The 11,198-nt window shown below is 50.9% G+C and carries 10 protein-coding genes; 7 read left to right on the top strand and 3 right to left on the bottom strand.

Translation table 11 applies throughout. The annotated features are described in order from the left end of the window. From pgaA to CAG65_RS08390, 4 genes are all read left to right on the top strand, one after another. Window positions 1-2,378, top strand: a 2,378-nt coding sequence (pgaA, locus tag CAG65_RS08405) for a poly-beta-1,6 N-acetyl-D-glucosamine export porin PgaA (protein ID WP_161453333.1), incomplete at its 5' end; no start/stop codon positions are given. Further along, a complete protein-coding gene (pgaB, locus tag CAG65_RS08400; protein WP_237668782.1) occupies window positions 2,375-4,441 on the top strand; it encodes a poly-beta-1,6-N-acetyl-D-glucosamine N-deacetylase PgaB in 2,067 nt (688 codons plus the stop codon). The genes pgaA and pgaB, both read left to right, overlap by 4 nt. Further along, window positions 4,438-5,721, top strand: coding sequence for a poly-beta-1,6-N-acetyl-D-glucosamine synthase (gene pgaC, locus CAG65_RS08395; RefSeq protein WP_237668781.1), 1,284 nt, complete (start codon window positions 4,438-4,440; stop codon window positions 5,719-5,721). The genes pgaB and pgaC overlap by 4 nt, the downstream gene beginning before the upstream one ends. After that, window positions 5,714-6,061 carry a hypothetical protein gene (locus CAG65_RS08390; protein WP_161453332.1) on the top strand — a complete coding sequence of 116 codons (348 nt, stop codon included), beginning with the start codon at window positions 5,714-5,716 and terminating at the stop codon, window positions 6,059-6,061. Before pgaC ends, CAG65_RS08390 begins: the two co-directional genes overlap by 8 nt. Window positions 6,062-6,093: 32 nt before the next feature. Here the strand turns inward: CAG65_RS08390 and fghA are convergent, their stop codons facing one another. Continuing rightward, entirely contained in the window at window positions 6,094-6,936 is an 843-nt protein-coding gene (fghA, locus tag CAG65_RS08385; protein WP_161453331.1) for an S-formylglutathione hydrolase, read from the bottom strand. Window positions 6,937-6,995: 59 nt separating this feature from the next. Next, the gene (locus CAG65_RS08380; RefSeq protein ID WP_161453330.1) at window positions 6,996-8,144 is read right to left on the bottom strand and encodes an S-(hydroxymethyl)glutathione dehydrogenase/class III alcohol dehydrogenase; all 1,149 of its coding nucleotides are present in this window, start codon (window positions 8,142-8,144) and stop codon (window positions 6,996-6,998) included. 174 nt (window positions 8,145-8,318) lie between these two features. Between CAG65_RS08380 and CAG65_RS08375 the strand changes: the two genes are divergently transcribed. After that, window positions 8,319-9,191 (top strand): LysR family transcriptional regulator, encoded by an 873-nt coding sequence (locus CAG65_RS08375; protein WP_161453329.1) that lies wholly within the window; start codon window positions 8,319-8,321, stop codon window positions 9,189-9,191. On the opposite strand, the gene CAG65_RS08370 is transcribed toward CAG65_RS08375, so the two are convergent. After that, on the bottom strand, window positions 9,188-9,772 hold the full coding sequence (locus CAG65_RS08370; RefSeq protein ID WP_021706488.1) for a LysE family translocator: 585 nt from the start codon (window positions 9,770-9,772) through the stop codon (window positions 9,188-9,190). The genes CAG65_RS08375 and CAG65_RS08370 overlap by 4 nt on opposite strands. Before the next feature lie 124 nt (window positions 9,773-9,896). Here CAG65_RS08370 and CAG65_RS08365 point away from each other — a divergent pair, with 124 nt between their 5' ends. Next, a complete protein-coding gene (locus CAG65_RS08365; protein ID WP_040902975.1) occupies window positions 9,897-10,337 on the top strand; it encodes an Lrp/AsnC family transcriptional regulator in 441 nt (146 codons plus the stop codon). A 99-nt stretch (window positions 10,338-10,436) separates the two neighbouring features. Further along, window positions 10,437-11,180, top strand: coding sequence for a phosphatase (locus tag CAG65_RS08360; protein WP_161453328.1), 744 nt, complete (start codon window positions 10,437-10,439; stop codon window positions 11,178-11,180). Window positions 11,181-11,198: the final 18 nt, after the last annotated feature.

Here is an 11,198-nt window from a genome sequence, read left to right as displayed (position 1 = left end):
CTCTAATTGTTGGTTTGGCAGCCAGCACCTGTTATGCCAATACCGATATAAATCAACTCAGGGAAAACTATGTTTTTAAGGCTAGGAATGGAGATGTCAATAATGCATTAGAGGGATTGTCATCCCTTTATCGTCAGACTTTAGATCATAAAGTACTGAATGATTTGATTGCGATTGACTCCTGGGATGGCCAGCTTCAGTTTGCGCTCAGTGCTTGTGGTTCCTGTTCCGCAAACTCACTCAGTCCGCAATCGCTGGAGATACTGGCGAAGGCGTTCCGTAATCAAGGGGAGTTGCAGCGTGCTCAGACGTTTTATTCGCAACTCACTCAGATCGAACCCGCCAACCGTGAGGGGTGGTTGGGGCTGGCTTTGGTCAGTGCAGAGCGCAACGATTTAACGGAGTCACGCCGTGCCTTTAATTATTACCAGCGTCACTTCGTACATAATGGCGATTTTTATCAGACCCAAGTGTACATCGCACGGGCGTTGGATGATCAGGTCGGCGAAGTATTTGCGCTCCAGCGCTGGTATCAGGCTGAACCTGACAATCGCGAGGTCGGCATCGCCTTTTATAAGGCGGCGCTCAGATTGGGTGCTGCTCCCGCCGTATCAGATTTGCTGAATTCTCATCCCGATTGGTTTGGCCCGGTGGATCAGTTGTGGTTTGACTACTATGCGGCGACAACGCAACTGAAAAACGGCCGACGGGCTCAGTCTGACCAGGCTTTAAGTCGAAGTGCTCAGAGTTTGCAGCGCCTGCGTGAACAAATCCCACCGCAGCACCCGCTCTATCGACCGGTCACTTACGATCTGCTGACGGCCTTGGTTGCACTCGAAGATTATCAGCAGGCAGAGCCTGTGGCGCGATACATGGAGCCGTTACCGGATTTGCCGAATTATGCACGCTTAACTCTGGCTGACTACTGGTTGGCGACGGACAGGCCTGAAGCGGCATCAAAGGTGTATGCGATGGCTTACGAAAAAGCACCATCCGACTCAGAACTAAAAACCAAGCTGTACAACAGCTATATGGACAGCGAACAGTTTGATGCCGCGAACGCTGTCCTGAAGCAAGCCATTGCTTCAACACCTGCTACCCGATGGGACTATACCGGCAGCGTCCGTTTGACCAACGACAACTATCAGAACCTGCAACTGCTGAACGCGATGCATTTCGCGGCTCGTGGTGATATGCAGACATCGGAGAAGCTGCTTGACCAGTTGTATGCGCAAGCACCCGGCAACCCTTATCTCATCTTGACGATGGGGGATTTCGAGAACTGGCGCGGCAATCAGGACAAGGCCATTGCGTATTATCAACAGGCCCGAGCCCTGCTGGCGGAGGAAAACCATGCTTTGGTCGATAAGGCGACGTTAATGGCGAACGCCGAGCGTGGTGCCTGGGATCAAGTCTCAGAACAGCGTGACGCGATCAATCAGCGCTATCCACGTATGGAGACGCGGCAAATTAATCGAGTTATTGACCAAAAAGAAGCGGCATATATTCAGGGGGAGTTTCGCCATGGTCGCTCTGATGGTGCCACCATCAACGCCTCCAAAGATTGGCGTTACGATGCCTATTTGTACAGTCAACGGGCACTCGGAGGGGCGCGCCTGTTTGTACATGACCAACAGAGCTTCGGTATGTTTGACCAACGTGATCTTTATGCCCGGTACTTTGGGCTGGGTGGCGAATGGGTGAGCTATCCATTGACATTGACAGCAGAGCTTGGTCAGGGCGCGAAGCTGAATGAGAAAAGCTATTTCTGGCTTAAAGGTGACTATCGTGGCTCGGATCACTGGTCTTTTTCGCTCAGTTACCGTAACAACTCGGCCGACACTCCGTTACGCGCACTCAAAAACGACACTTACGTGGATGATGTCATCGGCAGTGTGCGTTATCGCTGGTCCGATGCATTGTTGTGGGGCGCCTCTTTCGCTTACGCCGATTTTACCGATGACAACCAACGTTATACCGCGCTGACCTGGTTGGATGGGGAGCTGTATCGCAATGACGTCTACCGTCTGCGCAGTGCGTTGTACCTCGGTCAGTCACGCAACGAGGATATCCCGCAGGCCGAGTATTTCAACCCGCTTGAAGATCGTTATGCGTCGCTGAGCCTGACGCAGATCTACCATCAGCGTCTGGCGGATCAATTGAGCCTGGATCATCAACTGGTGCTGTCGACGGGGCCTTACTGGCAACAGAGTTATGGCAGTGAGTGGAACTGGGACGTCAATTATCAGCAGTCCTGGCAGGTATCCCATCGGGCTACCTTCGCCTACGGCGCCGGACGCAGTAAAGCCTTTTATGACGGAGACGGGGAGTATAACGACTACCTGTTCGTTAATTTTGTTGTGAGTTTTGCACCATGAATATGTCACAAATCATCATTCTGATCATCGCCGTACTGTCTGTTGCCAGTACTAAGGCGGCCGATGCCAGCATCACACCATCGATTGCAAACATGACAGTGAGTGAACTGGACAATACCCGTACTATTCATCACTTCAACCAACTGGTGCCCCGTCCTTTGCGCAGTGCTCCAAGGGATGACTTATCGTACGTTGCGTTGTGTTATCACGATTTCATTGATCTACGCTTAACGCCGGATGCCAAGATTTTTCCGGACACGCTGACCCGCGACCGATTGGTGGAGCACTTTAACTGGCTTAAACAACAGGGATATCACCCGGTCAGCTTCCAACAAATCATTGATGCTCAAACTGGTAAAGCCCCGTTACCTGACAAAGCTGTACTGCTGACTTTTGATGATGGCTACGCCAGCTTCTACTACACCGTGTATCCGCTTCTCAAGTTGTACAACTTCCCGGCGGTGATGGCGATAGTCGGTCACTGGCTGGAACCTTCTGCGAATGGCATGGTGCCGTATGGCAAGCTGATGATCTCACAAAAGCGCTTTCTCAACTGGGAACAGATCAAAGAGATGCAGGACTCCGGACTGATTGAGATTGCTTCGCATACCTACAATTCGCATTACGGTATTTACGCTAACTCATTCGGGAATGAAGAGCCGGCAGTGACCTCACCAGCTTATGATCCCAAGCAAGGCCGCTACGAAACTCTGACCCAGTACAAACAGCGTTTGCTGAGCGACTTCGAGCAGAGCCGAGACCAAATGGTGAAACACGGTATCCGTCCACCCCGAATCATGGTCTGGCCGTATGGTGCGTACAATCTGGCGGCGCTGGAAGTGGCGGATAAAGTCGGTATGACATACGCCTTGTCATTGGATGAAGGTGTGAATTCGGTGCATGAGTCTGGCCGCAATGTGAAACGTTATCTGATCGAGCAGGAGATTAACCTGGACCGACTGGATGAAATTCTCTCCGGAGAGCCCCAATTTGAAGGCTCCGAACGCATTGTGCATGTGGATCTTGATTACGTCTATTCAGACGATCCGGCCGAGATGAATCGCAATCTGGATATCCTGATTGAGCGGATCAAAGGGGCGGGGATTAATACGGTCTACCTGCAGGCATTTGCGGATCCGGATGGTGACGGCGTGGCGGATGCACTCTACTTTCAGAACAGTTATCTGCCAGTCAGAGCGGATCTGTTTAACCGGGTCGCCTGGCAGTTGAAGACTCGTGCTGGCGTCAAAGTGTTTGCCTGGATGCCAGTACTTGGCTTTGATCTGGGACCAAATTACCAGTACGTCACCGATGTGCGCTTCGGTGCGCCAGATAAAGGGCGTTATCTGCGTTTATCGCCTTTCTCAGTGAAAAATCGTAATGCGATTCGGCAGATATACCGTGAACTGGGGGCATACGGCAAGTTTGCTGGCATCTTGTTCCATGATGATGCTTTCCTGACGGATTTCGAAGATGCGTCTCCGGCCGCTTTGCAACAGTATCGCCGTTGGGGGTTAAACCCTAATGTGACTGCAATCCGAGAGGATGGCGAGCAAATGGCCAGTTGGATTCAGCGCAAGACACAATACCTGATTGATTTTACGCTGGATTTAGCAGAAAACGCCCGTCAGTACGCGTCTGGCAGCGGTTCCCCTATGATGCTGGCGCGCAATATCTACGCAGAAGCAGTGCTTAACCCAGCCAGCGAAGCGTGGTTTGCGCAAAGTATGTCTGCGTTTGGCCAGGCGTACGATTACACCGCAGTAATGGCGATGCCCTATATGGAACAGGCAGAGCAGCCGATGGCCTGGTTGCGCAATATTGCCAAGGTGTCACTGCAAAGTGTTCCGGCCGACAAGCTGGTGTTTGAGCTTCAGGCCCGCAACTGGCGCACTGGTAAACCGCTGTCGTCAGAAGAGCTGGCACAGCAGATGAAAATCATCGCGCAAGAAGGCATTCAACACTACGGGTACTATCCGGATGATTTTATTACCGCACAGCCGGATCTCAAGGTGTTGCGTCCGGTGTTCTCCAACTCGGGCAAGATGGAGGGGGCGAAATGAGTGCTGGTATGGACAACTATCACCAGTTCCTGTTGTGGCTGAGTTATTTTGTCTATCTCTATCCGTGCATTATGGCTTTGGTCTGGACCTGTGGCGGTGTGTATTACTACTTTCACTGGGAGCGGGCGCAGCTTAAGGTCGCGAAACAAGGGCCGTTGCAGTTGCCTCACTACCCCAAAGTGTCAGTGATGGTGCCATGTTATAACGAAGGCGCTAACGTCAATGAAACCATTGGTCAGGCGCTGAGACTTGATTACCCCAACTTTGAGGTGGTGGCAATCAATGACGGCAGCAAAGACGACACGGCAGCGCGGCTCGACGAATTAGCGCTGTCTGAGCCACGTCTCGTCGTGGTGCATCAGGACAATGGCGGAAAGGCGTCGGCACTCAATCACGGCCTTGAGCACACCAGCGGTGAGTTTTTACTTTGCATTGACGGTGATGCGCTGCTGGATCCTCAGGCTGCGCGTTGGATGGTTCAGCGTTTCCTCCATAGTCGCAAGCTGGGGGCCGTCACGGGCAACCCCCGGGTACGAACGCGCTCCACCATTATCGGCAAACTACAGACAGGTGAGTTCTCGTCGATCATAGGTCTGATCAAACGCGCGCAACGCATTTATGGCACCGTGTTTACCGTCTCAGGGGTGATTGTGGCATTCCGCAAGCAGGCCATTGTCGATATTGGTGGTTGGAGCACCGATATGATCACCGAAGATATCGACGTTAGCTGGAAGCTGCAAATGCGAAACTGGCTGATCCATTATGAACCGTTGGCGCGTTGCTGGGTGTTGATGCCAGAAACGCTGCGTGGCCTGTACAAACAGCGCCTACGCTGGGCGCAGGGGGGGGCGGAAGTATTTTTGCGATATGGCTTACCGGCCCTCTATCGTGGCCAAACGCATTTTTGGCCGCTGTTGTTTGAATACATGATCAGTGTTTTATGGAGTTACTCGGTGGTGACGACGACGGCATTACACTTGTTTGATGCCTATTCCATTGACGAAAATGTCAAAGCGATGGATTTGTTGACCTTTGAATGGTCCGGACTGGCATTGATCTTCGTGTGTCTGCTGCAGTTCTCGGTCAGCATCATGATTGACCGGAATTACGACTCCAATTTGTTTCGCAATTTCTTATGGTGCATCTGGTATCCGCTGGTGTATTGGATGCTGAATGTCGTGACGGTGGTCGTGGCAGTACCGAAAGCGATTTTACGTAAACGCGGTCAAAAAGCCGTATGGGACAGCCCGGATCGGGGGGAGAGTTTCCGCGATGGATAGGACGCAGATGAGTGACAAAGAGCGAAAGCTTCATTTTCACAACCAAAACCGGCTCTACATCATCAATAACAAAGAAAAACGCCGTTTTCGTATAAAACTGCGGGACTCGTTGATCAATACGCTGACTTGGCTTTGCTGGAGTTTTTTACTGCTCCATCCGTTGCTGCATGAATGGCTTTATCCGGATCGTGAAGGGGGGCTTTTATTTGGGATGAATTTGAGTGACATCTTACTGTCGGTCGCCATTATGCTGCTTGGGATCATTCTGTTGTTCCATTTCTGGTCGAAACTGAAACGATTGTTATGGAGTTTGGAGTCACGGTTTAAAAAGCACGACTGATAAGAAAAACGAGCCATTTGGCTCGTTTTCGTTTATTCCGCAAACAGGTAGCGCGCGTGAAAGTTGAGATGATCACCAATAAAGGTCGAGATGAAATAATAGCTATGGTCATAGCCAGGCTGCATACGTAACTTCAACGCGGAGTGATGTACTGCAGCGGCGTCAATCAGACTCTGCGGTTTGAGTTGCTCAACCAGAAATCCATCGGCGTCGCCCTGGTCTACCAAAATAGGCAACGGTGATTTGGTCTGGCGGAGCAGTTCGCTGGCGTCGTACTCCTTCCAGCTTTCGGAGTCACTGCCCAGATAGTGACTGAACGCCTTTTGTCCCCATGGGCAGGCCATTGGGTTACTGATTGGACTGAACGCAGAAATACTGCGGTATTGATGCGGATTTTTCAGGCCAATGGTAAGCGCGCCATGTCCGCCCATACTGTGTCCTGAAATGGATTTCACATCGGTAACTGGGAAATTTTGCTCTATGAGCGCAGGCAATTCCTGGGTAATAAAGTCATACATCTGGTAGTGCTCCGCCCAGGGCATCTCCGTCGCGTTAAGATAGAAGCCCGCCCCTTGGCCCAGATCGTAATTGTCGTCATCGGCGACCTTGTCACCCCGCGGGCTGGTGTCGGGGGCGACAATCGCAACTCCCAGCTCTGCGGCCATATGGAACGCGCCGGCTTTTTGCATGAAATTTTCGTCGGTACAGGTAAGGCCAGACAACCAGTACAAGACCGGAACCGGATTTGCCTGCGTGGCGTTGGGCGGGAGGAAAATTGCGAAGCGAGTGCGGCCTTTGAGCGTATTGGACTCAAATGAATACTGTTTGTGCCAGCCACCGAAAACTTTCGCCTGACTGATATTTTCTAGCGTCATTGGTATCCCCTTTCTGGTAAAACGGTGCCGCCTGACGAGGCGGCACGTGGGTGGTGCGCTTATTTGTCCATATGGATAACGCTACGGATACTTTTGCCTTCATGCATCAGCTCAAAAGCTTGGTTAACGTCTTCCAGCCCCATAGTGTGGGTGATGAACTCTTGCAAGCCAAACTCACCCGCCAGGTAACGCTCGACAATCTCAGGCAACTCAGAGCGTCCTTTTACTCCACCAAAGGCACTACCGCGCCATACACGTCCGGTGACCAGCTGGAACGGACGTGTTGAGATCTCCTGACCGGCGCCAGCCACGCCAATAATGACGGATTCCCCCCAGCCCTTATGACAGCACTCCAGCGCCTGACGCATCACATTGACGTTACCGATACACTCGAACGAATAATCCACGCCACCATCCGTCATTTCAACGATCACTTCCTGGATCGGCTTGTCAAATGTCTGTGGGTTGATCACGTCTGTGGCGCCCAACTGTTTGGCTAAATCAAATTTGCTTTCATTGATGTCGATACCGATGATGCGTGAAGCACCCGCCATACGTGCGCCAATGATGGCTGACAGACCAATTCCGCCCAGACCGAAGATCGCCACAGTGGCACCTTGTTCCACCTTAGCGGTGTTGAGTACGGCGCCCATACCCGTTGTGACACCACAGCCGAGTAGGCACACCTCCTCAAGTGGAGCGGTTTTGTTAACTTTTGCCAGTGAAATTTCGGGCAATACGGTGTACTCCGAGAATGTAGAACACCCCATGTAGTGATAGATGGTTTCGCCGTTAATGGAAAAGCGTGATGTGCCATCTGGCATCAGACCTTTACCTTGAGTTTCACGTACTGCCTGACACAGATTCGTTTTACCGGATTTACAAAACTTACACTCGCCACATTCCGCGGTGTAAAGTGGGATCACGTGATCGCCGACCGACACGCTGGTAACGCCCTCGCCAACCATTTCGACGATACCGCCCCCTTCATGACCAAGGATTGCCGGGAAGATCCCTTCTGGATCATCGCCAGACAGGGTAAACGCATCGGTATGACACACACCGGTTGCAATGATGCGCACCAGTACTTCACCTGCCTTTGGTAGTTGTACGTCGACCTCTTCCATTTTCAGAGGTTCGCCAGCAGCCCATGCAACAGCTGCTTTAGACTTAATCGAGGTTTGGCCGGGTTTGAGTTCAAGAGCCATTCGAGTTTCCTTTTAATTCAATCAGTAGGGGCTAATCATAGCGCTGAAGATGGGAGGCTACAGCGTCATGAAGTTGGAATACCCAAGAGTATAGACGTTTCAAAAAGGAATATAATTGGTGTAAATTGAAAATAATTTTTACGTATTTGTAATAATTAAGAGGTGAGATATTCAATGGCTAGTTGGGAAGGCGTGAGTGAGTTTGTCGCAGTCGCGCAAACACACAGCTTCACAGGAGCGGCGAAAAAACTAAACACGTCGGTTGCTCAGATCAGTCGACGAGTGTCCGCTCTTGAGGAGCGTTTGGCGGTCAAACTGCTGAATCGCACGACACGAAAAGTCACCATGACCGAAGCTGGTCAGCTGTATTTTCATCAGTGCAAACATCTGGTTGAGGGGTTGGAACTGGCTGAGTTGGCCGTCACGCAGATGCAGTCCACGCCGAAGGGACTGCTCAAAGTCACCGCCCCGGTCACCTATGGTGAGCTGCATCTGGCACCGCTTCTTAATCAGTTTCTTGAGTTGCATCCTCAGGTTGATCTCGAACTTATCTTAACGAATCAGAAACTAGATTTGATTGAATCGGGAATTGATGTTGCCATTCGTTTGGGACGTCTGGAAGACTCCAGCTTTATCGCTCGTCGTCTGGCCACCCGTCAGTTACATGTGTGTGCCAGTCATTCGTATCTGGATCGATTTGGTGAACCGCATACTTTATCGGAGCTCGCTCAGCATCAGTGTCTGGTTGGGACCAATGAATACTGGCGTTTTCGCGATCAAGGGAAAGCACGCTCGTTTCGGGTGACGGGGCGGGTGAAGTGTAACAGTGGCTTTGCGCTTCGTGATGCAGCCAAGCGCGGTTTGGGTTTGATTCAATTGCCGGACTACTACATCCAGGAGGATCTTGAGTCCGGCGAACTGACCGAAGTGCTCACGGCATACCGTGATGAACGCGAAGGTATTTGGGCACTGTATCCCAACAATCGTAACCTCTCAGCCAAAGTCCGTTTACTGACAGATTTTCTGGTTCAGCAGCTAGGGGGTTAAATCATCGGAATGGTCGAACCAACCAGCATCAAAGCCATGGTGACGTTGAACACTCGGGTACGTTTTGGACTGGTCAGCCATTTCTGTAATTGTGTGCCCGCTAATGTCCAGATAAGCACTGACGGCGCGGTAACAACAGCAAATACGACAGAAATAAACAGAAGGCCACTGACCGACGCATTGGTGTAAAACAAACTGATTGCCGACAATGCCATTGACCAGGCTTTAGGGTTTACCCACTGAAAAGCGGCCGCCGAAAGCAACGTCATCGGACGGTAGTCCTGAGTGGCGCTTTTGGGCTTACTAACCGCAATCATCGCTGCCAGATACAGCAAATATGCCAGACTGGCGACTTTTAAGATGTCATGCAGTAATGGAAACGTATTAAAGACTTGGCTGAGGCCGAGGCCGACCGTTAACAGCATCACCGCAAAGCCAATAATGATGCCTATCATATGTGGGATAGTGCGCAGCAGGCCGATGTTGGCGCCCGATGTCATCAGCATGATGTTATTGGGACCTGGGGTAAACGTAGCGACGAACGCAAACAGGGCTAAAGCACCCAGTTGTTGAAATTCCATAGAAAAATCACTCAAAGTTGATGAAAGAAGTGGCGGCCGACAACCCAAAATACTACTTGGCATGCAGCGCAATTGTGTGTTTTTATTTGATGAAATCCGGATTGAACTGCAACTTTTAATGGTTATGGACAGAATAGACGAAAGAATATTGCGTGAACTGAAGTTAGATGGACGAATTGCCAATGTTGAGCTGGCCGAACGGGTCGGATTGTCACCGTCTGCTACATTACGTCGGGTACAAGAGCTGGAAAAAAGCGGGGTGATAAAAGGTTACCGAGCCGTATTTGATGGGACAAAGCTCGGTATCGGTTTTATTGCATATGTTTCTGTTGGATTAGCCAATCACAGCAAACAATCTCAGGTCGGCTTTGAGGAGCATCTGCGTTTTGCCAAAGAGGTGACGGAAATTCACAATATTACCGGTGCGAATGAGTACCTGATCCGTGTAGAGACGCGCGACCTGAATGCCTACAAACGCTTTCACGCAGATGTGTTGGGTGAATACCCGCATATCAATTCGATCACAACCATGGTGGTGATGGACACCCCCAAGGATGAACGCTGAGCCGCCAGGCTCTTACCAACTTGTAAACCAACACAAGACCTATCTCGACGTAAGTGTTAAACTGGTCACGAAATAAACGCAAACGGGTAGGGAGTTGTTATGGAACTTGTGGTGGATACCCACACACATACGTACGCCAGTGGGCACGCATACAGTACTTTGATTGAGAACGCCAAACTGGCCAAACAAAATGGTTTGGCGATGTTCTGTACCACCGACCACTCAGAGTCAATGCCGGGAGCGCCCCATTATTGGTTCTTTTCCAACCAGCGTATTCTGCCCCGTTTCTTGGATGGCGTGGCTGTGATCCGAGGGGTCGAATCTAATATCCTGAATACAGCTGGAGAGATTGATATCCACCCTAGTGTCGATAAGAATCTTGATTGGGTTATCGGCAGTTTTCATGAACCGGTGTTTCGTCCATCGGACGTGGCAACACATACTCAAGCATTGATCAATGCAATCAAAGGTGGTCGAGTAGACGCGTTGGGTCACTTAGGGAATCCTAATTTCGATTTTGATTTTCATCGCGTACTGGCGTGTGCGGCGGAACATCACGTTGCGATTGAGATCAACAACACCACGCTAAAAGGCAACAGCCGGGTAGGCAGTGTCGACCGCTGCTATGAGATTGCACAAATCGGTAAAGAGCTAGGCGTGTATTTTACCACTGGCAGTGATGCACACTTCTGCCAAGATGTTGGTAACCTGACTCTGGTCAGTGAGTTGCTTGATCGTGTCGGTGTGAGTACCGACAAAGTCGTTACTCACAGCGTCCAGCAATTCCTCGACTTCCTGGCTGTACGCGGACGAGAGCCCATCGCCGAGTATCAAGAGTTATAAAACCAACATCCCTACAAG

The organism is Vibrio sp. V39_P1S14PM300 (genome assembly GCF_009904765.1).
GTDB lineage: Bacteria > Pseudomonadota > Gammaproteobacteria > Enterobacterales > Vibrionaceae > Vibrio > Vibrio proteolyticus.
Note: the sequence above shows the minus strand (reverse complement) of the source record. Positions and strands in the feature narration are given on the sequence as shown.